This window comes from Hymenobacter aerilatus (assembly GCF_022921095.1).
GTDB lineage: Bacteria > Bacteroidota > Bacteroidia > Cytophagales > Hymenobacteraceae > Hymenobacter > Hymenobacter aerilatus.
On sequence record NZ_CP095053.1, the window covers coordinates 1,436,884 to 1,462,086 of the forward strand.

A 25,203-nucleotide genomic window follows, 5' to 3' on the forward strand; every position below is an offset into this window, starting at 1 on the left:
GTGCAAAAAACGCTACAGGAGCAAATCTAACAACTTATTGCGTAACAGCAAGTCTCTTTGACATCGTTCCCGGCAACGTTTGCAGTAATAAATACCGCTAAGCGTTTTCTTTCTTAGATGCTGCAATGTAATCTTAAAGAGTCGGGTTTCACCTCTGGCCCCGAAAAAAAAAATGCCGCCTCTTCGAATAGGTACGAAATCGATTATTACGCTTCGCGACCGTTTGCAAAGGAGTTTTTACTGCATACACCTCTGCAAAGTTGCGCAGGCCCGGCTGGCGAAGTTCCGTGCATCATTCCAATTCCCACTCTTAATATATCTAGTTCCATGAAAAAATATCTACTGTCGCTCTGGCTACTGCTGGGGATAGTGTCGCTGGCTATGGCCCAGCAACGACAGATAACGGGTGTGGTGCGCTCTGCTGATAAGGCTGAGGCGCTGCCCGGCGTAACGGTGGTAGAAATAGGCACCACCAACGGTGCTACTACCGACGGCGAAGGCCGCTTTACGCTGACCGTAGCTGGTCCCAATGCCAAATTGCGCTTGAGCTACATCGGTTTTGTGTCGCAGGACGTAACGGTAGGTACGCGCAGCAGCATCACCGTGGAGATGCGCGAAGACTCCAAGGCCCTCGATGACGTAGTGGTTATCGGCTACCAGGCCGTGCAGCGCCGCGACGTAACGGGTTCAGTATCATCGGTTAGCGCGCAGCAACTCAAAGACATACCCGTCAACTCTGCCGCTGAGGCCCTGACGGGGCGCCTGGCTGGCGTGCAGCTCACTTCGGCTGAGGGCACGCCCGGCAACCTGAACGTGCAGGTGCGCGTGCGGGGTGGCGGCTCTGTGACGCAGGACAACTCCCCACTGTATGTAGTAGACGGGATTCAGATTGAAAACGCGCTGAATGTGATTGCGCCGCAGGACATTGCCTCGGTCGACGTACTGAAAGATGCGTCGGCTACGGCTATTTACGGTGCGCGCGGCGCCAACGGGGTAGTAATTATCACTACCAAAAAGGGACTTGAAGGCCGCACTGTAGTAAGCTACAACGGCTTCGCCGGCTTCCGCAACATCACCAAAACCCTGGATGTGCTGCGCCCCGACGACTACCTCAACTATCAGTACGAACGCTCGCGCATTGTAGGTAATAACTCGGGCGGCCTACCCACGTTCCGGAGCCTGTTTGGCAGCTCTAACTATATGAGCGATACAATTATGCAGGCCCGTAACTCTCCGTTTGTAGACTGGCAGGATAAGGTGTTTGGGCGCCAGGCCTTTCAGCAGACACACAACGTGTCTATAGCTGGTGGCGCCAAGGGCACCACGTATGCCCTGAGCCTGACCCGCAACACGGAAGATGGTATTCAGCGGGGCTCGGGCTACGAGCGCAACCTAGTGAACTTCCGCTTCGATACCAAAGCCAGCGACAAGCTGCGCCTGGGCTTCAACGTGCGCTACAACGACCAGGAAGCCAAGGGAGCAGGTACATCTACGAGCGGCTCCAATACCACCTCGCGGTTGCGCAATGCCGTGCAGTATCAGCCTCTGAACGTACCCCGCGCCACTGGGGCCGTTGTTGACCTGAATACCTTCGACCCAGAGTTCTTTGAGACGTCGTCGCTGGTGAACCCAATTATTACCATCGACAACGAGTACCGCACCGACCAGCGCCGGACGGCCAACATTGGGGGCAACCTGGCATTCAACATAACAAAAAACCTGATTTTCCGCTCCACAGCGGGCTTCGATTACACGAATATCAACCTGAGCACCTTCAACGGCCGCTACTCGCCTACCATCCGGCAGGCCTCGGGAGGTTACGCCAACCTGCCCTTTGCTACCATCACGACCACTACGCAGAGCACGCTCAACAACTCAAACGTGTTGGATTATAGCCTCCTGAAAGGCAAACACTCGCTGGGCGTATTGGTAGGGGAAGAAATCTACCAGCAAACCAACCGGCAGCAGTACATCCAAACCAACTTCCTGCCGCTCGACATCACGGCGGATCGGGCGCTGGCCAACATCAACCAGGGGGTGCTGCCCCCCGGCCAGACCTCGCAGCCAGTGCTGCCCCAAACCAGCATTCCACAGGATTACCGTTTGCTCTCGGGCTTTGGTCGCGTAACCTACTCCTACGACGATAAATACCTGTTTACGGGTACGTTCCGGGCCGATGGCTCGTCGAAATTCGCCAAAGGCAACCGGGTAGGCTTCTTCCCCGGCGCCTCGGTGGCATGGCGCATCTCGCGTGAGAACTTCTTCCAGGACGTAACGGCGGTATCGGATCTGAAGCTGCGTCTGAGCTACGGTGAAGCCGGCAACAACCGCATCGGCGACTTCCTGTTCAACCAGTTCTTCCAGGCCGGTAACGCACCGTACGCGCTGAACAACACCATCGTGTTTGGGTCCTCGGCTACTACGCTACCCAACCCGGATCTAAAGTGGGAGTCCACGACTTCGCGCAACATTGGGGTTGACCTGTCCTTGCTGCAAAACCGGGTGCAGTTCACTGCCGACGTATACTATAACACGACGCACGACCTGCTCCTGAACAAGCCTATTCCTCCGTTCTTGGGCTATACTTCGCAGTTGCAGAACATCGGCGAAACCTCCAACCGCGGGGTAGAGCTGCAACTGACGGGTACCATTATCCAGGGCAAGAACTTCACCTGGACGGCCACGGCGAATACCTCTTTCAACCGGGGCCGCATTGAGAGCCTGGGCGGCGACCAGCAGGAAATCCTGAACATCACGTCGGGCTGGGCAGGCACTGCCCTAGGCCAGGACTTTGTAGCTCGGGTAGGCAAGCCAATCGGGCAGATGTACGGCTACGTAACCGATGGCTACCTGACGGCAGATGACTTCTCGGGCTACGTACCGTCGGCTACGCCAGGCGGACTGGGCACCTGGACGCCCAAGACCGACCGGAATTTTGTGAACAACCTGGGTCTCATTGGCGAAACAGCCTACCGTCCGGGTCTGATCAAACTGAAAGACCTGAATGGCGACGGCAAGATTGACGCCAACGATCAGACCGTAATTGGCAACGCCAACCCCAAAGCAGTGGGTGGCCTCAACCAGCAGTTTACCTACAAAAACTTCGATGCCAGCGTGTTCCTCAACTTCGTGCTCGGCAACGATGTGTACAATGCCAACAAGATTGAGTTTACCTCGAACACGGCCAACACGGCTTTCAACAACGTGTTGAGTACCATGGAAAACCGTTACCGTGTGATTGAGGCCGATGGCAGTGCCATTACTACGCTGGAGCGCCTGCAGGAAGTGAATCAGAATGCCAATATCTGGACGCCTACCCGCACGTACTTCCTGCACTCGTGGGCAGTGGAAGATGGCTCTTTCTTGCGCATCAACAACGTAACGGTGGGCTATACGCTGCCCAAGCTGCTCACCCAGCGCGTGAAAGTGAACAGCCTGCGCTTCTACGCCACGCTCAACAACCTGTACACCTTCACTAAATACTCGGGCTACGACCCCGAGGTGAGCACGCGCCGCTCGTCGCCCCTCACGCCTGGCGTCGACTACGCTGCCTACCCACGCAGCCGTGCCTTCCTGTTCGGTGTAAACCTGTCTTTGTAATTCCTACTTGCTTTTTCGTCCCAACTATATGAAATCGTTTATTTCTTTTCGGACCGCACTGGTTGCCGTGACGATGGCTGGCACCGCCGGGGTAGTATCGTCTTGTCAGGATTATCTTGACGTAGACGCGGTGGCTCTGAACACAACGGCCTACACGTTTAGCACGGTGGCTGGCGCTACGGCCGCCGTTATTGGGGCCTACGACCCGCTCTCGGGCGATAATAGCTATGGCACCCGCGTGAGCATGTATTATCCCTACGATTCCGACGAGATGATTGGCTCGGCCGGCCCGGCCGATGGGGCCCGCCGCAGCATTGCCCGCTACACGGCACTGCCCAACAACACCGAAATCACCAACCCTTGGAATCAGCTGTATCAGGGCGTGGAGCGTGCCAACATCTGCATTCAGCAGATTCCGCAAATGGCACTGTACACCAGCGGCACGGCGGCCGACACGGCCGCGCTGCATCGCCTGCACGGTGAGGCCCTGACGCTACGGGCCCAGTACTACTTTGAGCTGCTGCGCAACTGGGGCGACGTGCCCACGCAGTTCACGCCGTCTGTATCGGGCCAGGACTTCAACCTACCCAATGCCGACCGTAACATTACGCTGACTAAGCTGATTGAAGACCTTCTACAGGCTGAAAAGCTGGTGCCGTGGCGCTCCAAAGCCGGTACGGCCGATGAGCGCATCACCAAAGGCGCCGTGAAAGCCCTGCGGGCCCGTCTGGCGTTGTACCGTGGAGGGTATTCGCCCAAAGACGGTACCATGCAGCGCCCCACCGACTACCTCGACTACTACCGTATTGCCCGCCAGGAGTGTGCCGCCCTGCTGGCAAACCGGGGCGAGCATAACCTGAACCCCAGCTTCCTGCAGCTATTCCAAAGCATCAATCAACTGCGCACGGACGCTGCCAACGAAATTATATTTCAAGTGGGCATGGCCACGGCTACTTCCGTGTCGGGTAGCAAACTGGGCTACTATAACGGGCCGCGTCTGAACGCGTCACCCATCTATGGCTCCACCCAGGGCGCAGTGACCATTGCGCCGCCCTACTACTACGCCTTCGACTCGACCGATACGCGCCTACCCGTTACTATCACCACGTACTCCATCCCCGCCACCAATTTCCAGACCGGGGTAGCCCTGACGTCGGTAACGGACGGCAAATTCCGCCGCGACTGGCACGTGCCACCCGTGCCGGGCACCGTCAATTACCTCGACTATAACTGGCCGCTGATTCGCTTTGCCGACGTGCTGCTGATGTTTGCGGAAACAGAGAATGAGCTGAACGGCCCTACCCAAGCCGCTCAGGATGCACTGATGGAAGTGCGCACCCGGGCATTCGGCAGCCGCGCACAGGCGCTTGCTACACTCACCAGCGCGGGGTTCAACCTAAGCAGCAAAGCTAGCTTCTTCACGGCCCTCACCAACGAGCGGTACTTGGAGTTCGGAGGCGAGGGTATTCGCAAGTATGACCTGCTGCGCTGGAATTTATTTGAAACCAAAATGGCCGAGGTGAAAGCAAATATTGAAAAGATGGCTCGTGGACAGGCACCATACCAAAACGTGCCACTGTACATGTACTACCGTACGCCTTCGGCCACGGGCTTGCAGTGGGCGCGCTCGGCTTATCGTCCTTCGCCAGCCAACATTACTGCTCCCACCGGTACGGTGCGCGTAAACTGGCGCCAGGCCATTGATGCACAGTACGTAGCGAATACAAAACCCGCAGGTACCAGCTTCACACTAGGCGCTACAACTGCTACCAGCGCCGCCTCTGGCCTGGCTGCCGAGTATGTACCGGGCAAAGGCAAGGAGCTACTGCCCATTCCGCAGAGCACCATCAGCGCCGATCCTGCCCTCAAGCAGAACTTTGGCTACTAATATAGCACACCGCACTTGCTCCTGTTAGCGCTTTTTGCTAGCAGGAGCAGGACAGTGCAGGACATTGCCCGTCTCGCGTCTTCCTACTTTTCCTTCTGTTTGCTGTCTTTCTTCCATGCCTACTTCCCCTTTTACCACTATTACTCCCACCTGGCAAGACCTGGGCGGCGGTCTGCGCCGGCAGGTGCTCACCTATGGCCCGGAGCTGATGCTGGTGAAGGTGGCCTTTGAAACGGGCGGGGTAGGCGCCCCGCACCAGCACCCCCACGTGCAGCTGAGCTACGTGGAGAGCGGGGTGTTTGAGGCTACGGTAGGAGAGCATACCCAGGTGCTACGCACCGGTGACACATTCTATGCCCCCTCCAACGTGCGCCACGGCGTGGTGTGCCAGGAGGCCGGGGTGCTGCTGGATGTGTTTAACCCCCTGCGGGAAGATTTTTTACAACCGCTGGAAGGGTAGGGGCCATGCACAACAGACAACAACAAATGACTCGATTTTTTACAGTATTGCTCCTGCTGGTTACAGGAGTAATCGGGGGAAGAAATTCCTTCGCTAATGCGCCGACGGTTAGGGTAGCGCAGGATGGTTCGGGAGATTTCCGAACCATCCAAGCCGCCCTCAACAGTCTGAGCGCCCACGCCGACCAGCAGCGGGTAGTATACATCAAAAACGGCACCTACCCCGAGAAAGTCTACCTCGATGGCAAAGACCACGTGACCCTGCTCGGGCAGAGCGAAAAGGGCGTGGTGATTACCATAAGCCAGGCCCGTGATGCGGCTCGTTGCGAGGGCAACCTCGACGACTGGGGCGTGGCCACTCTCAACCTGCGCAATGCCCCCAACGTGACGCTGGAAAAGCTCACTGTGGTGAACAGCTACGGGTTCAACGCTGCGGGCGACGTCACTATCAACTGCCCCGCTGATGCCAGCGGGCAGAAAATCATCGGCAAAACCGGCCACCAAATGGCCCTGCGCACCTTCCCCGGTACTACGCGCCTGGTAGTAAAAAACTGCACCTTCCGAGCCCTTGGCGGCGACACTGTGAGCCCCTGGGACGTGGAAGCCGGTCTGTACTACTTCAAGGACTGCACCCTGGAAGGCGGCGTGGATTTCTACTGCCCCCGCGGCTGGGCCTACGCCGAAAACTGCCGCTTTATCTGCCATAACATGAGCGCGGCTATCTGGCACGATGGCTCGGCCAACAAAGACTCGAAAACGGTGCTGGTGAACTGCCGCTTCGAGGGCGACGACAATTTCAAGTTGGGCCGCTTCCACCGCGAGGCGCAGTTTTACCTGCTCAGCTGCCGTTTCCCCAAAAATATGGCCGATGCCGATATTTACTGGGCGGAGTCGGGGCCGGGCGCCAAGCAATGGGGGCGGCGCGTGTACTACGCCAATGCCCGCCGCCGGGGCGGCAACTACGCCTGGATGGCCGACAACCTGGCCTCGGCCGAGGGTAGCCCCACGGTGAAGCAGATAACGCCTAACTGGACCTTTGGTGGCCGCTGGAACGTGGACCCCAAAGCGCCCGCCCTGCCCGCGCCGCCGGTAGTGGCCGTCGAAAAAGATTCTATGGCCGAGCGTATGCTGCTTTACCAGCGCAGCGTGGGCGGCTGGCCCAAGGCCGTGGGCGAGGTGAAAGTAAAGTACGACCACCCAATGACGGCCGCACAAAAAGCCGCTACCCTCGACGATAAAGGCCGCAACGACGCCACCATCGACAACAACGCTACTTCCCGCGAAATCCGCTACCTAGTAGAAGCTGCCAAGCGCACTGGTAACCTAGCCTACCGCCGCGCCGCCGAGAACGGCATTCGCTACCTGCTGAAAATGCAGTACGCCAACGGCGGCTTCCCGCAGTTTTACCCCGACCACAGCAACTACCGCCACCAGATCACCTACAACGACAACGCTATGATTCAGGCGATGCAGGTGCTGCGTGACCTAGCCGAGCAGCGCGGCAACTACACCCTGCTGGACCAGGGCCTAGTGGAGCCGGCCCGCAAAGCCGTAGCCCGCGGTATCGACTGCATCCTGAAGACGCAGTATGTGCAGCACGGCCAGCTGACGGCCTGGGCGGCGCAGTATGACGAGAAAACCCTGCAACCGGCCAAGGCCCGCGCCTTCGAGCTGGCCTCGCTCAGCGGCGACGAAACGGTGGCCATCGTGGAGTTTCTGATGGACATTAAAAACCCTTCGCCGGAAATCAAGAAATCCATTGAGGCCGCCGTAGCGTGGCTGGACAAGGTGAAGCTGGAGGGTTATGCTATGCGCGACGTAACCGACCCCAAACAGCCTAGTGGCCGCGACCGGCTGATTGTGCCCGAGGCGGGCTCTACCATCTGGGCGCGCTTCTACGAGCTAAATACCAACCGCCCCATCTACGTGGGCCGCGACAGCAAAGTGCACTACTCGCTGGCCGAGATTGAAAATGAGCGGCGCGTGGGCTATAGCTACGTTGGTACCTGGCCTGCCAAACTCCTCAATCGTGAGTATCCCAAGTGGAAAAAGCAGCAGGGTACTTAATCTTCTTTCAATTGCATACTCCTTTAGTTTAAGCTTTATATGAAAAATCTGTCGCAACGTCTGGTCGCCGGAGATGCACCGGTTGCCGTAGAAATGCCCCAGGCCGCCTCTTTCGCGCTGCCCGAGAAAGTATTGCAGTTCGGTACCGGCGTGCTGCTGCGCGGCCTACCCGATTTCCTCATCGACAAGGCCAACCAGCAGGGCGTATTCAACGGCCGTGTGGTGGTGGTAAAATCTACCGACGGCGGCGACATCACGGCGTTTGAGCGGCAGGATGGGTTGTATACCGTTGGGATTCGGGGTGTAGAAGAGGAGGAGACGATTGAACGCAACGTGGTGTGCGCTGCCATCAGCCGGGTGCTGTCGGCCAAAAGCCAGTGGGCGGAGGTGTTGGCTTTCGCTGCCTCGCCTGAGCTGCAAGTGGTCATTTCCAACACCACGGAGGTAGGCATTCAGTTTGCCCCCGACGACATTCGGCAAGACACTGCCCCCAGCTCGTTTCCGGGCAAGCTGCTGGCCGTGCTCTACACCCGGTGGCAGGCGTTTGGCAACGACCCCAGCAAAGGCCTGGTAATTGTGCCTACCGAGCTGATTCCGGAAAACGGTACGCAGCTGGAGAAGATTCTGCTGGAGCTGGCCCACCGCAACCAGCTCGAAAGCGAGTTCATCGACTGGCTGGAAACAGCTAACACTTGCTGCAACTCCCTGGTAGACCGCATTGTGCCGGGCCTACCCGCCGCCGACGCCCATCAGCAAATGACCCAGGAGCTAGGCTACCAGGACGACCTGCTGACTATGTCGGAGGCCTACCTGCTGTGGGCTATTGAGGGCGACGCGCGGGTACGAGAGGTGCTGTCGTTTCACAGCGTTGATAAAGGCGTATTCATCCAGCCCGACATCAACCAGTTCCGGGAGCTGAAGCTGCGTCTGCTGAACGGCACGCACACGCTGAGCTGCGGACTAGCTTTCTTAAGCGGTTTTACCACTGTGCGCGCCGCCATGGAAGATAAGGCCATGGCCGGCTTCATCTCCAACCTGATGCTGGCCGACCTGCTGCCTGGCATTCCCTACCCCGTGGACGAGAAGATTGCCCAGCGCTTTGCCATGCAGGTGCTCGACCGTTTCCGCAACCCCTACATCGAGCACCGGTGGCTGGCCATCACCCTCAACTACACGGCTAAGCTGCGCATGCGCGTGCTCGCTGATTTGCTGCACTACACTGAGCGGTTTGGCAAAGTACCGCAGTACGTGGCACTAGGGTTTGCGGCCTACCTGCTGTTTATGCGCGCCACTGAGCAGCAAAACGGCAAGTGGCACGGCGAGCTGCACGGCGAAACTTACCCGATTGAGGACTCGCAGGCCGGTTATTTTGCCAATCTTTGGGAAAAGCACGCCGACGAGCCAGCGGAGTTAGTCCACGAGGTACTCGCCAACGAAGCCCTCTGGGAGCACGACCTCACCCAACTGCCAGGCTTTACCGACCGCGTAACCTATTTCCTGAACCAGTTGCTGGAAGTGGGCGGCCATGCTGCCGTGAAAGCGTGCTTTATCACAAAAGCTGCTGTGAGCTAAAAAAAATCATGAAGCATTTAGTTGCCAAAATTCATCCGGCCGACAACGTACTGGTCGCTCTGACGGACCTGCCTGTTGGCACGCCTGTAACTTGGGACGGCGCCACCGTCACCACTACCGAGGCCATTCCGGCCAAGCACAAGCTGGCCCTGCAACCCCTTGCGCCCGGCGACCCAGTGACCATGTACGGGGTGCTGGTAGGCAAGGCTGCCTCGGCCATTGGGGTAGGCGGCCGCCTTACCACCGCCAACCTGCACCACGCCACCAACTCCTACGCCGAAGCCGGCCAGCGCCCTGCCTGGCAGGCCCCCGACGTGAGCCGCTGGCAGGAGCGCACCTTCCTGGGCTACCATCGCGCCGATGGTAAGGTAGGCACCGCCAACTACTGGCTGGTGATACCCATGGTATTCTGCGAAAACCGCAACATCCAGGTACTGGAAGATGCGCTGGTGAAGGACCTGGGCTACGCCCGCCAGAAATCCTACCAGCCCCAGACACAGGAGTTAATTGCGCTGATGCAGGCCGGCAAATCAGTGGAGGAAATCTTAAGCGTGGACTTGCAGGCCGCTGAGAGCAGCCGCCAGAAAGCTCGCCTGTTTCCAAACGTGGACGGCATTCGGTTTTTGACCCACGAAGGGGGATGCGGCGGTATCCGCCAGGATGCCCAGTCGCTGTGTGGTTTGCTAGCTGGCTACATCACCCACCCCAACGTGGCCGGCGCCACCATCCTCAGCCTGGGCTGCCAGAATGCCCAGGTGACCATGCTGCAGGATGAAATCAACAAGCGCAGCCCGCAGTTCAGCAAGCCGCTCTATATTATGGAGCAGCAGAAAATGGGGACCGAGGAAAACATGATTAGCGCAGCCCTGCGCCAGACGTTTGCTGGCCTGATGCTGGCCAACCAGCAGCACCGCCAGCCAGCACCGCTCAGCAAGCTGTGCATTGGGCTGGAGTGCGGCGGCTCCGATGGCTTCTCGGGCATTTCGGCCAACCCCGCAGTGGGGCACGTGTCGGATATGCTGGTAGCGCTAGGCGGCTCGGTTATTCTGGCCGAATTCCCGGAACTGTGCGGCGTGGAGCAGGAAATCGTGGACCGCTCAGTGGATCAGGAGACAGCCCAGCGCTTCAGCTCGCTGATGAAAGCCTACGGCGACGCGGCCGTGGCCGTGGGTTCGGGCTTCGATATGAACCCCTCGCCCGGCAACATCCGCGACGGCCTGATTACCGACGCCATGAAATCGGCCGGAGCGGCGCGCAAGGGCGGTTCCTCGCCCGTAGTCGCCGTGCTTGACTATCCTGAGCTGGTAACCCAGCCCGGCCTGAACCTGCTCTGTACCCCCGGCAACGACGTGGAATCGACCACGGCCGAGGTAGGCTCGGGGGCCAACGTGGTGCTGTTCACTACCGGCCTGGGCACGCCCACCGGCAACCCCATCGCGCCGGTTATCAAGATTGCCACCAACACCCCCCTCGCCAAGCGCATGCCCGACATCATCGACGTGAACACGGGCACCGTGATTGACGGCGAAGAAACCATCGAGCAAGCCGGCGAGCGGATTCTGGAGTACGTCATCCGCGTAGCCAGCGGGGAAGAGGTAGCCGCCGTCCGCCACGATCAAACCGACTTCATCCCTTGGAAAAGAGGGGTGTCGCTGTAAATAGAAGAACGAAACTCCCCTCCTCAGATGAGGAGGGGATGTTCAGCCGAAAGGCTGGACTGGGGTGGTTGAAGTCGTTGCTGATGTTGTTTAGTTGAACAAATTGCTTCTGTAAAATAAAGATTGATAGATAACTAGAGTAAGATGCTCGAAGTAGCTTCTAGTTTTCTAGCTCTAGCTAACCACCCCGCCCTTCGGGCACCCCTCCTTAAAAAAGGAGGGGAACTAGCCTTGGCTTCTAACCAAAAAATACCCGGCTAACCACCGTTTTCCTACCCACTGCTTAACCCAGTAACTCAGCATGAAAAAGCCCTTTCTCGGTCCAGATTTTCTGTTGCAAACGGAAACCGCCCAGCAGCTCTACCACGTGCACGCCGAGCACCAGCCCATCATCGATTATCACTGCCATCTGCCCCCTGATCAGATTGCCGAAGACCGGCAGTTTGAGAACCTGACGCAGATCTGGCTTTACGGCGACCATTACAAGTGGCGCGCCATGCGGGCCAACGGGGTAGACGAGCGCTACATTACGGGCGATGCCTCGGATTGGGAAAAGTTTGAGAAATGGGCCGAAACCGTGCCTTACACCGCCCGAAACCCGCTGTACCACTGGACACACCTGGAGCTGCAACGCTACTTCGACGTGCACGAGCTGTTGGACAAAGATAGCGCCCGTCGCATCTACGATGAGTGCTCGGAGAAGCTGCGCACGCCCGAGTATTCGGTGCGCAACTTGCTGCGCAAAATGAACGTGAAGGTAGTGTGCACCACTGACGACCCGGCCGACTCACTGGAGCATCACCAGTCCATCCGGGATTCCGACTTTGATGTGCAGGTGCTGCCTACCTTCCGGGCCGACAAAGCCATGTCGCCGGAAGATGCGGGCGCCTACAACGCCTACCTCGACAAGCTGGGCGCGGCCGCAGAAGTGGATATTCAGACGTTTGCTGATTTAGAAAAAGCCCTGCGTCTACGCCACGATTTCTTTGCTGAGATGGGCGGCAAGCTCTCCGACCACGGCCTGGAGCAGCTCTACGCTGCCGATTATACCGACGAGGAAATCGACACAATTTTCGGGAAAGTACGCGGCGGCGAGTCCTTGGATTCCGCTGAGGTGCTGAAGTTTAAGTCCAAAGTGCTGGTGCTGCTGGCCGAAATGGATTGGGAAAAGGGCTGGACTCAGCAATACCACGTGGGCGCCCTTCGCAACAACAACGCCCGCATGCTGCGCCAGCTCGGCCCCGATACGGGCTGGGACTCCATCGGCGACTTCTCGCAGGCTCAGGCCATGTCCAAGTTCTTCGACCGCCTCGACACGCAGGACAAGCTGGCCAAAACTATCATCTACAACCTAAACCCCGCCGACAATGAACTGATTGCCACTATGATCGGCAACTTCAACGACGGCTCGGTGGCGGGTAAGATGCAGTTCGGCTCGGGCTGGTGGTTCCTGGATCAGAAAGACGGTATGGAGCGGCAAATCAACGCCCTGTCCAACATGGGTCTGCTGAGCCGCTTCGTGGGCATGCTCACCGACTCGCGCAGCTTCTTGTCCTACCCTCGCCACGAGTATTTCCGCCGGGTGCTGTGCAATCTGCTCGGCAACGACGTGGAAAACGGCGAACTGCCCGACAACTTGAGCTGGCTGGGCGAAATGGTCGGCAACATTTGCTATGGCAACGCCAGCACCTACTTCGGCTTCACGCCGGTAGAGGAGAAGGTAGCCGCCGAAACGGCGTAACTGGCCGTCTTATACCGCCTGTCATCCTGAGCTTGCGAAGGACCTTATCACGTGAGAACGAGTCGTTAAAACGATGCTCGTACCAACAACTCGTTCTGACGTGATAAGGTCCTTCGCAAGCTCAGGATGACAGATAAAGGATGACAGAGGTTCACCAACGCAAGCGACTAGTAACCAACAACCCGCATTCAACACACCTCCTTTTGAAAAAAGTTGTAACCTTCGGCGAAATCATGATGCGGTTGTCGCCGCCGCTCAACCTGCGTCTCACCCAGGCCAATAACCTGGACGTGAACTACGGTGGGGGCGATGCCAACGTGGCCGCCGCCCTGGCGCAGCTGGGCCAGCCCGCCGCCCACGCCGGCTGCTTCCCCGACAACGACCTGGGCCGCGCCGCCTCTCAGCACTTCCAGCGCCTGGGCGTGGATATGCAGCACTGCGTGTTTCGTGGGGAGCGGCTGGGGCTGTACTTCCTGGAGGTAGGGGCCTCGCTGCGTGGCAGCAAAATCGTGTACGACCGCGCCGATTCGGCTTTTGCGAACCTCGACCCCACGTGGTTCAACTGGGATGAAATTCTGAAAGACGCTCAGTGGCTGCATTGGACGGGCATCACGCCTGCCATTTCGGCCAGCGCCGCCCAGGCTACCCGCGACGCCATCCAGGCAGCCCGTCGCCTGGGCATCACGGTGTCGGCCGACGTGAACTATCGCCGCAATCTGTGGCAGTACGGCCAGAAGGCGCAGGATGTCATGCCTGAGCTGGTAGCCGGCTGCGACGTGGTAGTGTGCACCGAAGGCGACGCTGAGGATCTGTTCGGCATTCGGCCCGAGGAGGGTAGGGAAGACCGCTTTGTGAGCATGTGCGAGCAGTTGCAGCAGCGCTTCCCGCAGATCAAGCAGGTGATTGCTACCCGCCGCGAAACGCAGAGCGCCTCGCACGAGCGCATCCGCGGCCTGCTCTACGATCAGGGCGCCTACCACGAAACCACGCCCTACGACATCGTGCCGGTAGTGGACCGCATCGGCGGTGGCGACTCATTCATCTCGGGCTTCATTTACGGCTGGCTGCACTTTGCGCAGGATCCGGCGCGGGCGCTGGGCTTTGCCACGGCTGCCTCGGCCCTCAAGCACACCATCGTCGGCGACATCAATCTGGTGACAGCGGCAGAGGTGGAGCACATTGTGCAGGGCAACGTGACCGGCCGGTTGCTGCGCTAATCACCACCTCCGCTTACGGTACTTCTTACTGGCTCCTAGAACCAGCTAGGTGCTGTATTCGCTCTTTTCTTCTTTTCTACCCTACCTCACTTATGGCTCGATTCTCACGCACTGATGCTTTAAAAACCCTGCTGGCGCACCCGCTGGTACCAGTGTTTTATCATCCCGACATAACCCACGCCCAGCAGATTGTGCAAGCCTGCTATAATGGCGGTATCCGGGTGTTTGAATTCACCAACCGAGGCGCGCAGGCCTTCGACGTGTTCACGCAACTGCACGCGTTTGTGCAGGCGCATTGCCCGGAGATGCTGTTGGGCATCGGGACGATTTATGAAGGGGAGGAGGCTCAGCGCTTCATTCAGGCTGGCGCCGATTTCGTGGTGCAGCCCGTCACCACCGAGTCGGTAGCCCACGCGTGCAAGCTGGCCGACGTGGCCTGGTTGCCCGGCGCCATGACCTTGAACGAAATCTACCGCGCCCACCAGCTGGGTGCCGATGTGGTGAAGGTTTTCCCCGGCAACACGGTAGGACCCAGCTACATCAAAGCCGTGCGCGGCCCCCTGCCCAATGTGCCGCTAATGGTAACTGGCGGGGTAGAGCCCACGGAGGAAAGCATTGGCGAGTGGCTGGGCGCAGGCGTGCAGGCGGTGGGTATTGGCTCCCAGCTTTTTAAGGGCGATGCGGGTGCCGAGGCCCTGTCGGCCAAGGTGGCCGGGTTGGTGCAATTCATTCAGCAACGCGCTCAGCACTAGATTGATGGAGACGACTAGGACGATAGAGAATAAGATAGGGAATTACCGCTGGACCATTTGCGGGCTGGTATTTTTTGCCACCACCGTCAACTACCTGGACCGGGCTGTTATTTCGCTGCTGAAGCCCTACCTGGAAACGGAATTCAACTGGAATGCCGGTGACTACGCCAACATTGAAATTGCCTTCAAGCTGGCCTACTCGCTGGGCATGCTGGGGGTAGGGCGCGTGATTGACAAGCTGGGTACCAAAATCGGCTACGCCATGTCCACGTTTTTGTGGAGCCTGGCAGCGGTAGGGCACGCCTTTGTGAGCAGCACCTTTGGGTTCAGCGTGGCGCGGGGCTTTTTAGGTATCACAGAAGCTGGCAACTTCCCGGCGGCCATCAAAACCACGGCTGAGTGGTTTCCGCAGAAGGAGCGGGCCTTGGCCACGGGGATTTTCAATTCGGGTGCCAACGTAGGGGCCATTATTGCCCCGCTCACCGTGCCGCTCATCGCCGAGACAATTGGTTGGCGCTGGGCCTTTATCCTGACGGGCGCCCTGGGCTTTGTGTGGCTGATTTTGTGGTTTATGTACTACGAAGTACCCAACCGCCACGCCAAGCTTACCAAAGCCGAGTTTGAATACATTCACAGCGACGTTGACGACCAGGCGGCGGCTTCTATCACCACCGAGCCCAAGGTTTCGTGGCTGAAGCTGCTGACGTTTCGCCAGACCTGGGGTTTCGTGCTAGGCAAGTTCCTGACTGACCCTATCTGGTGGTTCTACCTGTTCTGGTTGCCCGATTTTCTCAACAAGCAATATGGTCTGCAAGGCACGCAGGTGGCCCTACCCGTGGCCCTGGTCTATGTGCTGTCCAGCGTAGGTAGCGTGGGTGGCGGCTGGATTCCGCTGAACTTCATCCGCAACGGCTGGCCGGCTTTCAAAGCCCGCAAAACCTCTATGCTGCTCATCGCGCTGTGCGTATTCCCGATTGTGTTTGCGCAGCAGCTGGGCCAAGTAAATATGTGGCTGGCCGTGCTGGTAATCGGTTTGGCCGCCGCTGCTCACCAGGCTTGGAGCGCTAATATTTTCACCACCGTATCGGATATGTTCCCGAAGCGGGCCGTGGCTTCTGTAACGGGCATCGGAGGAATGGCCGGTGGGTTGGGCGGAATTCTGCTGTCGGCGTTGGTGCAGAAGCGCATGTTTGTGTACTACGAAAGCATTGGAGAGCTCGACAAGGCCTATTACATCATGTTCTGGATTTGCGGCGGGGCCTACCTGCTGGCCTGGGTGCTAATGCACTTCCTGGCGCCTCACATGAAACAGATCAAGCTCGACGACGTGCCGGGTGCCAATGCACCTACCGCTTAAGCTTTATTACCCAGTATCTTATGAAAAAAGCACTGTATGTATGGCTGTTGGTACTCCTGCCCGCCCTCAGCTTTGCCCAAACGCCTACCGCCAAAGACAAAGCCGCCGTGCAGGAGGTAGAGCGCCTGGAGCGTCAGCGCTTTGAGGCGCAGGTGAAAAAGGATTACGCTTTCCTGGAAAAAGCCTTCGCCGACGACCTTGTGTATACGCACTCCAACGGCAAGCAAAACGGCAAAACGGACTACATCCAAAGCATCCGCGACGGCAAAAGTCAGTACGAGAAAATCGACGTGGAAGCCCTGAACGTGCGCACCTACAACAACGGCCAAACAGCCGTGGTGAACGGTACCATCACCATCACCTTACCCCCCACGGCCGACGCCAACCCCAATCTGGCCCACATTAAGTACGTGGTGGTACAGATCAAAGACCCCAAAAAAGGCTGGCAGGTAGTGCTGTGGCAGTCGCAGAAACAAGCCAAATAAAGGGGAGCAGTAGCCTACCTTATACTTTAATTATCATGAGTCATCGTCCGCTAGAAGACACCATTGCCCAGCCTGTGGGTACCACCCTGGAGCGCTATATTATGCGCACCCAAAGCGAGTTTCCGTACGCCACCGGGGAGTTGTCGCAGCTGCTGCGTGATATAGCGCTGGCCGGCAAAATCGTGAGCCGGGAGATTAATCGGGCAGGGCTGGCGGAAGTAGCGGGTGCCTTTGGGCAGCAGAATGTACAGGGCGAGCAGCAGCAAAAGCTGGACGTGGTAGCGAATATCCGCTTCATTCGAGCACTTACCAACGGCGGACAAGCCTGCGCGGTGCTTTCTGAGGAGGAAGACGGAATTGTGCATACCGGCAATGTGCAGGGCAAATACGTGGTGGCCATCGACCCGCTAGACGGCTCGTCTAATATCGATGTAAACGTTAGCATCGGCACCATTTTCAGCATCTACCGCCGCGTGTCGCCCTACGGCGCGCCGGCCACGGAGGCCGATTTTTTGCAGGGTGGCCGTCGGCAGATAGCGGCGGGCTATATTCTGTATGGCTCTAGCACCATGCTGGTATACACCACCGGGCACGGGGTAGTGGGCTTCACCTACGAAAGCTCTCTGGGTGAGTTCTTCCTCTCGCACCCGCGCATGATCATTCCGGAGACCGGCAGCATTTTCTCCTGCAACGAGGGTAACTGGCACGACTACCCCGAGTACGTGCGCGATTACCTCACGCGCTGCAAAGAGCGCCGGTGCAGTGGCCGCTACGTGGGCTCCCTGGTGGCCGACTATCACCGCAACCTGCTGGTAGGGGGTATTTACCTCTACCCACCTACCCAGAAAAATCCTGATGGCAAGCTGCGCCTGCTCTACGAGTCATTTCCGCTAGCCTTTGTGATTGAGCAGGCTGGGGGTAGGGCCGAAGCCGGCCCCGGCCGGGGCCGAGTAATGGACCTGATACCGACGCACTTTCATCAGCGCACGCCCCTGTTTACGGGTTCCTACTCGTTGGTAGATGAACTGCTGGGCATGGAAACCACCTAGGCTCAGCGCCTTTTTTCGCACACCAAATTCCCACATAATGACGTATCAAATTCCCTTTCTGCTTGCCGCAGCAGCTGTGCTGACCGCAACGGCGCCAGCTACTGGGCAGGTTCGCCCTACCTTCTCGGTAAAGCCTACCCAGTTCTCGACCGATACGGTGAGCCTGCTCAACTACGGTGGCAAGGCCGATGGTCAGACGCTGAACACCACCGCATTTCAGCAGGCTATAGCCGCTGCTAGTCAGAAGAAAGGGGTAGTGCTGATACCGGCTGGCCTATGGCTAACCGGGCCCATCGAGCTGAAAAGCAACGTGAACCTGCACCTGGCCAAAGGAGCCCTAGTGCAGTTTACGGCCGATAAAAGCCAGTACCCGCTCATTAAAACCAACTGGGAGGGGGTAGACGCCGTGCGCAACCAGTCGCCCATTTCGGGCATGGACCTGACCAACGTGGCCATCACCGGGCCAGGTGTGTTCGACGGCAACGGTGACGCGTGGCGCCCCGTGAAAAAGGAGAAGCTCACGGCCGGGCAGTGGAAAAAGCTAGTGGCCTCGGGTGGTGCCGTGAACGAGAAAAAAGACTATTGGTTTCCATCGGAGCAGGCCCTGAAGGCCTCCACCATGCCGGAGCCGGGTGTCATCAAGCCGGGCAAAACGGAGCCGGCCGATTTCGCGGCCATCAAAGACTTCCTGCGGCCCAACATGCTCAGCCTGCAACGCTGCAAGCAAGTGCTGCTGGAAGACTTCACCATTCAGAACTCGCCGGCCTGGACCATACACCCCCTGTTGTGCGAAGACGTGACCATCCGCCGCGTGACGGCCAGAAACCCCTGGTACGGCCAAAATACCGATGCCCTGGACCTGGAATCGTGTAAAAATGGACTGGTAGAGGACTGCGTGTTTGATGTGGGCGACGATGGTATCTGCATCAAGTCGGGTAAGAACGAGCAGGGCCGCAAGCGCGGGGTGCCCACCGAGAACTTCGTGTTTCGCAACTGCAAGGTGTACCAGGCCCACGGTGGCTTCGTGATTGGCTCGGAGATGTCGGGCGGGGCGCGCAACCTGTTTGTCTACAACTGCTCCTTCATCGGCACCGATGTGGGCCTGCGCTTCAAGACCACGCGGGGTAGGGGCGGTGTTGTAGAGAAAATCTACGTGGACGGCGTGACCATGACCGACATTGCCGGGCAGGCCATCCTGTTTGATATGTATTACGCTGCCAAAGATCCGGTGCCCGCCAGCGGCGAAGCCGAGGCCCTACCCGAAATCAAGGCCGAACCCCTGAACGAGGGTACTCCCCAATTCCGCGACTTTACCATCAACAACGTGGTATGCAGAGGCGCCGAAACCGGCATCCTCATCCGGGGCCTACCCGAAATGAGCATCAAAAACATCCTGATTCAGAACACGGTATTAGAGAGCGACAAGGGCATGGTGTGCCAGGAAGCCGAGGGCATTACGCTGAAAAATGTGGCTTTACTGAGCAAGAACACCAAGCCCGTCATGGAAATTCAGAACAGTCAGCAGGTGGTCGTTGACAACCTGCGCTACCCCGGCAACGCCGAGTTGCTGGTGCGCCTCAGCGGTGACCGGACCAAGGCCGTAAAGCTGACCAACACGGACACCAAAGCCGCCAAAAAAGACGTGGAGTTGGGCCAGAAAGTGCCGAAGAAGGCTATTTCGGTTTCTAAACGATAACCGGCAGAACAAAACTCCCCTCCTCAGCTGAGGAGGGGATGTTGCCGCGTCAGCGGCAACTGGGGTGGTTGGCGTCGTTGCTGACGTTGTTTGTTGTGGCGTACACACTGCGTCCCAGGGCTTCAGCCCTGGGCTACGGAGCGGTATTGTCTAAGTTTTTCCTGCGTAGCCTAGTGCTTCAGCTCTAGGGGGTAGGGATTTAATCTTGCTTGCTATGTTCTTTTCCCGCCTGTTTCTTTCCGGCTTGCTGCTGACCTCGGCTGCAAGTATGGCTCAAACGCCTACCCCTGCGCCGCCCATGTCGCAGCGCATGGCCGATGCCTTCATCTCCTGGTACCCCGATTCCATTGTCATTGGCAACCGCAAAACTGCCCGTTGGGACTACGAGCAGGGCCTGATGCTGAAGGCCTTGGAACGCGTGTGGCAACGCTCCGGCGACGGTAAGTACTTCACCTACATCCAGAAAGACCTCGATCAATTTGTGCAGCCCGATGGTAGCATCCGCACCTATAAAGCTGCCGACTACAACCTTGATAACCTGGCCACCGGCCACGCGCTGCTGCTGCTGAGCCAGGTTACCTTACCCAAGAAAACCGATAAGTACCAGAAGGCCGCTCAGCTGCTACGGCAGCAGCTGGAAGGTCAGCCGCGCACCAAGGCGGGCGGCTTTTGGCACAAGAAGGTGTACCCCAATCAGATGTGGCTCGATGGGCTCTACATGGCTGAGCCGTTCTACGCCGAGTACAGTCAGGTATTCAACCAGCCTCAGGGCTTCGACGACGTAGCCAAACAGTTTGCGCTGATTGAGAAAAACCTCGTCGACCCCAAAACCGGCCTGCTCTACCACGGCTACGACGAAAGCCGGGAGCAAAAGTGGGCCAACAAGCAAACCGGTCAGTCGCCCAACTTTTGGGACCGGGGCATGGGCTGGTACGCCATGGCCCTGGTGGACGTGCTTGACTATTTCCCCCAGAACCACCCGCAACGCCAGCAACTCATCAAGGACTTACAGCGCCTGGCCCCCGTGCTGGCCAAGTATCAGGATGCCAAAACTGGTACTTGGTCGCTGGTGGTAGACCAGGCCGGACGTAAGGGCAACTACGCCGAAGCCTCGGGCAGCAGCATGTTTGTGTATGCCTTGGCCAAGGGCGTGCGCATGGGCTACCTTGATAAGAAGTATCTGCAAAACGCTCAGAAAGGCTACGACGGCCTGCTGAAAACCTTCGTTTCGACGGAAAATAACGCGCTGGCCCTCAACGGCACCGTAAGTGTGGGCGGCCTAGGCGGCAACCCCTACCGCGACGGCAGCTACGAGTACTACCTCTCCGAGCCCCTGCGCAAAAACGACCTGAAGGGGGTAGGGCCCTTCATTCTGGCGAGCGTGGAAATAGAAATTGCCCGCGAAAACAGCGTGGGCCAGGGCAAAACCGTGGGGCTGGATTACTACTTCAACCACGAGCTGCGCCAGAACCCGCTCACGGGCCAGCAGGAGCAGTGGCACTACACCTGGGAAGACCGCACGCACGGCGGTTTCTGGCTGTGGGGCAACCAGTTCCGGGAGCTGGGCGCCCGCACCGTGGCCGTGCCCACGGCGCCTACCCCCGCCACCCTCAAAGGCCTGAACGTCTACATCATCGTTGACCCCGATACCAAAAAGGAAACGCCTCAGCCCAACTACGTGCAACCTGCTGATAGCAAAGTTATAACGGATTGGGTGAAGGCGGGCGGCACACTGGTGCTGATGGCCAACGACACGTCGAACTGCGAGATTCCGCGCTTCAACGAATTGGCCAAAAACTTCGGCATCCAGTTCCTACCCCAAAACATCAACATGGTGAAAGGCAGCCAGTTTGAGCAGGGCCGCGTGGATATTCCCGCCGGCAACGCCATTTTCAAAAATGCTCGTGCGGCCTATATCAAGGAGCTGGCGCCGCTGGGGTTATCGGGGCCAGCCAAGGCTAATGTAACGCAAGGTGGCAACGTTATCATTGCCACGGCCAAGGTAGGGAAGGGAACCGTCTTCGCTGTGGGCGACCCATGGTTATACACCGAGTACGTGGACGGCCGCAAGATTCCGGCGGTGTACCAAAACTTCGACGCTGGTAAGGATTTGGCCGCGTGGCTGCTGCGACAGAAGTAGAAGTGTCGTTTCCGTAGACCGTCATTCCGAGCTTGCCGAGGAATGACGGTCTGTTATGTTTTTCAAACGACTATCAAAATGCGCTATCTGTTCTTGATCCTGTTGCTCTTGCCTACTCTAACCCTGGCGCAAACCAGCACGCTCTCCAAAGTGTGGGTGCCAGACCTGGGCAACGGCACCTACAAAAACCCGGTGCTCTACGCCGACTACTCCGACCCCGACGCTATCCGGGTAGGGGAGGACTACTACCTGGTGTCGTCGAGCTTCAATAGCGTGCCGGGGCTGCAGATTTTGCATTCCAAAGATTTGGTAAACTGGTCGTTGGTCAGCGCGGTGTTCAGCGAGCAGCAGCCAGCCGAACGGTTTCAGAAACCTCAACATGGCGGAGGCGTGTGGGCGCCGGCCATTCGCTACCACAAAGGCCTCTACTACATCTACTACCCCGACCCCGACTTGGGTATCTTCGTGACCCGTGCCCAGCACCCAGCCGGTCCTTGGGAGCCACCTATCCTAGTAAAAGAGGCGAAAGGCTGGATTGACCCTTGCCCGTTCTGGGACGACAACGGTCGCGCCTACCTAGTACACGCCTTTGCTGGCTCGCGGGCGGGCTTCAAGAGCGTGCTGGCTGTCAGCGAGATGACGCCCGACGGGCTGCAACTACTAGGCGACGAGGTACTCGTGTTCGACGGGCACGCTAAGCATCCTACCCTGGAAGGCCCCAAGTTCTACAAGCGCAACGGCTACTACTACATTTTCGCGCCGGGCGGGGGCGTCGCGCCGGGCTGGCAAGTGGTGCTGCGCTCCAAAAACGTGTTTGGTCCGTACGAGGACCGTATTGTGTTGGCGCAGGGAAACACGCCCGTTAACGGCCCGCACCAGGGTGCCTGGGTCGATACCAACACCGGCCAGGACTGGTTTCTGCACTTTCAGGACCAGGGTGCCTATGGCCGTGTGGTGCATTTGCAGCCCATGCGCTGGCTGAACGACTGGCCCATCATCGGTGACGACCCCGACGGCGACGGTACCGGCCAGCCCGTTCTAACGCACAAAAAGCCGGTCATCAAAGGCAAAGCGCAGCCCCTGACTACACCTGCTACCTCCGATGAGTTCGACACACCCGAGCTGGGCCTACAGTGGCAGTGGCACGCCAACCCGCAGGCCGGTTGGGCCTTCCCAATGCCTGCGCAAAGCCAGCTGCGCCTCTACACGGTGCCGATGCCCACTGACCTCAAGAACTTCTGGCAAGTTCCCAACCTGCTGCTGCAAAAGCTGCCCGCCGAAACCTTTACCACTACTACCAAAGTCACCTTCACGCCGCGGCTGGAAGGGGAGAAGGTAGGGCTGGTAATGATGGGACTGGACTACGCCTACCTGTCGCTGACCAACGAAAATGGCCAGCTCCGGGTCAGCCAGACTACCTGCAGCAATGCTGATAAGCTAACGCCTGAAACCACGGCAGCTCCGGTAACTACGTTACCAGCTGGCCAGCCCGTGTACCTGCGCGTGGCCGTGCGCCCCGGCGCTAAGTGCCAGTTCAGCTACAGCACTGACGGCAACACGTTTCAGATGATAGGGAACGAGTTTCAGGCGCGAGAAGGCCGTTGGATCGGCGCCAAAATGGGCCTATTTGCCCTCCGCCCAGGCCAAACCAACGACGCCGGCAGCATGGACGTGGACTGGTTTCGGGTGGAGTAGGGTAGGATGCTTTTTGCTTGTTAAGAAAGCCTACCCTCTGCCATCGGACGGTAGGGGCTCACCAGGGTAGGGAGGCTGCGGAAGAAGAGCTTGTGCCCGAGGGGCCATCAGCAGGCAACAAGGCCAGCCGGATGGCCTCCGCCGCACCTTGTTCGGGAGTATCGGTGCCCGCGAAGTCGTTCAAATCCGTGGCCGTGTAGCCGGGGCTAGCTGAGTTGATTTTGATGGCCGTATCCCGCAGTTCATGCGCTAATTGCACGGTGAGCATGTTCAGCGCGGCTTTGGAAGCAGAGTATCCTAGCAAGCCCCAGTCGTTTTGGCTGCTGAGCGTGAGTGAACCCAACGGACTGGACACGTTGACAATGCGCCCCGCCGCAGCCTGCCGAAGCAGTGGCAAAAAGGCCTGGGTAACCGCCAAAGTGCCCACGAAATTGGTTTGCAGCACCTGTTCCACGCTTTGGATAGCTGCCGTGCTGGGTAAGCCGTCACCTGCCACGTTGATACCCGCATTGTTCACCAGGATATCTAGGTGGCCTACCTCACGCTGCACGCGAGCAGTGGCGGCATCGAGCGTTGCTTGGTTGTTCAGGTCCAGTTCAATAACTCGCACGTCACCTTCCGCTGCCAATTCTGCCGCGGCTTGCTGACCTTTCGCCACCTCGCGTGCCCCCAGATACACCTGGCAGCCTGCCTGTAACAGCCCGCGTACAATAGCCAGCCCAATACCTTTGTTACCGCCTGAAACCAGCGCAATTTTCTTGTTTTCCATAAAGCCTATGCTCGTTTTCTCCGCATCACCGTGATGCGTGAGTGCTCCGCAAAGGTCTGGAGGGTAGGCGAGCGGTAAACTTCGCCAATCAACCCAATTACTTTATATTTCAAACACCACTGTGCTGCGAAAATCGCCTGGCGTTTGGGCGGCGTGTCGTTTAAAAAACGTACAGAAATGGGCTACATCAGCAAAGCCCAGGCTATCGGCAATTTCTGAGATGCTCCAGTTTGTTTGCCGCAGCAATAGTTTGGCTTCCTGCAACAAGCGTTGGCCCAGCAGGGCCGTGGTGGTGCAGTCGGTTACTTCCTTCAGCGCCCGGTTGAGGTGGTTGACGTGCACAGCTAGTTGGGTGGCATAATCGGCAGCAGTGCGCAGGCGCAAGGGCGGTTGCGGGCTCTGGCGAGGAAACTGCCGGTCTAGCAGGTCGGCAAATTGGGCGGCTATTCTTTCGGCGGCGCTGTGCGTGGCCAGCCGGGTGGGAGCGGGCTGCAGCTTCTGCACCAGATGAATCAGCTCCCACACGTACGTGCGCAGCAAGTCGTGTTTGAAGGCATAGTCGGAGGTGAGTTCGCGTGCCATTTTGTGGAAAATAGCTTCAACTGCTTCGCATTCGGCCTCGGTTGCTTCCCATACAGGGTAGGCTTCAGGTTGAAAAATAGGGAGTTCTGCCACGGATACCCCGGTGCGGGCGGGTAGCAAAAAGGCGTCGTCGAAAAGGCAGCAGTAGCCTTCGGGCGTCTCCGTGAGTGGTAGCCATTGGTAGGGCACGCGCGGCGTCACCAGAAACAAGGTATTGGGCGCGCTGTGCGGGTCGCGGTCGGCGTATTCCACTTGGCTGCGGTTGCGGCAAAGCACGATTTTGTAGTAGGCACGCCGGGTAAACGGCATAGGCGGCGCTTCCCGAAGGTCGGCTAGCGGGAAGACGTTGAAATGGCCGACCCCCTGCGCCATATCCGGCGGCGGCAGAACACCGGCTGCTGTCTCCGGCGTTGGGGCGCAAGCGGCATAAAAAGCAGCCAAAGAGGTTGGTGTCATACAACTCGGTACACGCAGTG

At 58.4% G+C, this 25,203-nt stretch carries 17 protein-coding genes; 15 read left to right on the plus strand and 2 right to left on the minus strand.

Going from position 1 to position 25,203, the window contains the following annotated elements:
- The first annotated feature begins 327 nt into the window (after positions 1–327).
- From MUN82_RS06020 to MUN82_RS06090, 15 genes are all read left to right on the plus strand, one after another.
- Positions 328–3,600: a SusC/RagA family TonB-linked outer membrane protein gene (locus MUN82_RS06020; RefSeq protein ID WP_245095769.1), complete on the plus strand. Its 3,273-nt coding sequence runs from the start codon at positions 328–330 to the stop codon at positions 3,598–3,600.
- Between the two features lie 28 nt (positions 3,601–3,628).
- Complete coding sequence (locus MUN82_RS06025; protein ID WP_245095771.1) at positions 3,629–5,488, plus strand: RagB/SusD family nutrient uptake outer membrane protein; 1,860 nt, start codon at positions 3,629–3,631, stop codon at positions 5,486–5,488.
- Positions 5,489–5,603: 115 nt separating this feature from the next.
- Positions 5,604–5,948, plus strand: coding sequence for a cupin domain-containing protein (locus MUN82_RS06030; RefSeq protein WP_245095773.1), 345 nt, complete (start codon positions 5,604–5,606; stop codon positions 5,946–5,948).
- A 26-nt stretch (positions 5,949–5,974) separates the two neighbouring features.
- The gene (gene pelA / locus MUN82_RS06035; RefSeq protein WP_245095776.1) at positions 5,975–8,014 is read left to right on the plus strand and encodes a pectate lyase; all 2,040 of its coding nucleotides are present in this window, start codon (positions 5,975–5,977) and stop codon (positions 8,012–8,014) included.
- A gap of 39 nt (positions 8,015–8,053) precedes the next feature.
- Entirely contained in the window at positions 8,054–9,586 is a 1,533-nt protein-coding gene (locus MUN82_RS06040; protein WP_245095778.1) for a tagaturonate reductase, read from the plus strand.
- Positions 9,587–9,594: 8 nt separating this feature from the next.
- Positions 9,595–11,244 carry a UxaA family hydrolase gene (locus MUN82_RS06045; protein WP_245095780.1) on the plus strand — a complete coding sequence of 550 codons (1,650 nt, stop codon included), beginning with the start codon at positions 9,595–9,597 and terminating at the stop codon, positions 11,242–11,244.
- Positions 11,245–11,545: 301 nt separating this feature from the next.
- Positions 11,546–12,985, plus strand: a complete 1,440-nt coding sequence (gene uxaC / locus MUN82_RS06050) for a glucuronate isomerase (RefSeq protein ID WP_245095782.1) — start codon at positions 11,546–11,548, stop codon at positions 12,983–12,985.
- A gap of 203 nt (positions 12,986–13,188) precedes the next feature.
- Positions 13,189–14,202, plus strand: coding sequence for a sugar kinase (locus MUN82_RS06055; protein ID WP_245095784.1), 1,014 nt, complete (start codon positions 13,189–13,191; stop codon positions 14,200–14,202).
- Positions 14,203–14,294: 92 nt separating this feature from the next.
- A complete protein-coding gene (locus MUN82_RS06060; protein ID WP_245095786.1) occupies positions 14,295–14,954 on the plus strand; it encodes a beta/alpha barrel domain-containing protein in 660 nt (219 codons plus the stop codon).
- Positions 14,955–14,958: 4 nt separating this feature from the next.
- The gene (locus MUN82_RS06065; protein ID WP_245095788.1) at positions 14,959–16,311 is read left to right on the plus strand and encodes an MFS transporter; all 1,353 of its coding nucleotides are present in this window, start codon (positions 14,959–14,961) and stop codon (positions 16,309–16,311) included.
- Positions 16,312–16,331: 20 nt separating this feature from the next.
- Positions 16,332–16,796 (plus strand): nuclear transport factor 2 family protein, encoded by a 465-nt coding sequence (locus MUN82_RS06070; protein ID WP_245095789.1) that lies wholly within the window; start codon positions 16,332–16,334, stop codon positions 16,794–16,796.
- A gap of 35 nt (positions 16,797–16,831) precedes the next feature.
- Positions 16,832–17,845: a class 1 fructose-bisphosphatase gene (gene fbp / locus MUN82_RS06075; protein ID WP_245095791.1), complete on the plus strand. Its 1,014-nt coding sequence runs from the start codon at positions 16,832–16,834 to the stop codon at positions 17,843–17,845.
- Positions 17,846–17,882: 37 nt separating this feature from the next.
- Positions 17,883–19,541 carry a glycoside hydrolase family 28 protein gene (locus MUN82_RS06080; protein ID WP_245095793.1) on the plus strand — a complete coding sequence of 553 codons (1,659 nt, stop codon included), beginning with the start codon at positions 17,883–17,885 and terminating at the stop codon, positions 19,539–19,541.
- Positions 19,542–19,755: 214 nt separating this feature from the next.
- The gene (locus MUN82_RS06085; RefSeq protein WP_375374079.1) at positions 19,756–21,681 is read left to right on the plus strand and encodes a glycoside hydrolase family 88 protein; all 1,926 of its coding nucleotides are present in this window, start codon (positions 19,756–19,758) and stop codon (positions 21,679–21,681) included.
- A 108-nt stretch (positions 21,682–21,789) separates the two neighbouring features.
- Positions 21,790–23,376 (plus strand): glycoside hydrolase family 43 protein, encoded by a 1,587-nt coding sequence (locus tag MUN82_RS06090; protein WP_245095795.1) that lies wholly within the window; start codon positions 21,790–21,792, stop codon positions 23,374–23,376.
- Between the two features lie 58 nt (positions 23,377–23,434).
- Here MUN82_RS06090 and MUN82_RS06095 read toward each other — a convergent pair whose 3' ends face one another.
- Together MUN82_RS06095 and MUN82_RS06100 are read right to left on the minus strand one after the other, a co-directional pair.
- Positions 23,435–24,145, minus strand: coding sequence for an SDR family NAD(P)-dependent oxidoreductase (locus tag MUN82_RS06095; protein WP_245095797.1), 711 nt, complete (start codon positions 24,143–24,145; stop codon positions 23,435–23,437).
- 102 nt (positions 24,146–24,247) lie between these two features.
- Positions 24,248–25,183: a helix-turn-helix domain-containing protein gene (locus MUN82_RS06100; protein WP_245095799.1), complete on the minus strand. Its 936-nt coding sequence runs from the start codon at positions 25,181–25,183 to the stop codon at positions 24,248–24,250.
- Between the last annotated feature and the right edge of the window lie 20 nt (positions 25,184–25,203).

Coding starts and splice junctions, on each gene's coding strand:
- MUN82_RS06020 (WP_245095769.1), top strand. CDS start 328: ATGAAAAAATATCTACTGTCGCTCTGGCTACTGCTGGGGATAGTGTCG.
- MUN82_RS06025 (WP_245095771.1), top strand. CDS start 3,629: ATGAAATCGTTTATTTCTTTTCGGACCGCACTGGTTGCCGTGACGATG.
- MUN82_RS06030 (WP_245095773.1), top strand. CDS start 5,604: ATGCCTACTTCCCCTTTTACCACTATTACTCCCACCTGGCAAGACCTG.
- pelA (WP_245095776.1), top strand. CDS start 5,975: ATGACTCGATTTTTTACAGTATTGCTCCTGCTGGTTACAGGAGTAATC.
- MUN82_RS06040 (WP_245095778.1), top strand. CDS start 8,054: ATGAAAAATCTGTCGCAACGTCTGGTCGCCGGAGATGCACCGGTTGCC.
- MUN82_RS06045 (WP_245095780.1), top strand. CDS start 9,595: ATGAAGCATTTAGTTGCCAAAATTCATCCGGCCGACAACGTACTGGTC.
- uxaC (WP_245095782.1), top strand. CDS start 11,546: ATGAAAAAGCCCTTTCTCGGTCCAGATTTTCTGTTGCAAACGGAAACC.
- MUN82_RS06060 (WP_245095786.1), top strand. CDS start 14,295: ATGGCTCGATTCTCACGCACTGATGCTTTAAAAACCCTGCTGGCGCAC.
- MUN82_RS06065 (WP_245095788.1), top strand. CDS start 14,959: ATGGAGACGACTAGGACGATAGAGAATAAGATAGGGAATTACCGCTGG.
- MUN82_RS06070 (WP_245095789.1), top strand. CDS start 16,332: ATGAAAAAAGCACTGTATGTATGGCTGTTGGTACTCCTGCCCGCCCTC.
- fbp (WP_245095791.1), top strand. CDS start 16,832: ATGAGTCATCGTCCGCTAGAAGACACCATTGCCCAGCCTGTGGGTACC.
- MUN82_RS06080 (WP_245095793.1), top strand. CDS start 17,883: ATGACGTATCAAATTCCCTTTCTGCTTGCCGCAGCAGCTGTGCTGACC.
- MUN82_RS06085 (WP_375374079.1), top strand. CDS start 19,756: ATGTTCTTTTCCCGCCTGTTTCTTTCCGGCTTGCTGCTGACCTCGGCT.
- MUN82_RS06095 (WP_245095797.1), bottom strand. CDS start 24,145: ATGGAAAACAAGAAAATTGCGCTGGTTTCAGGCGGTAACAAAGGTATT.
- MUN82_RS06100 (WP_245095799.1), bottom strand. CDS start 25,183: ATGACACCAACCTCTTTGGCTGCTTTTTATGCCGCTTGCGCCCCAACG.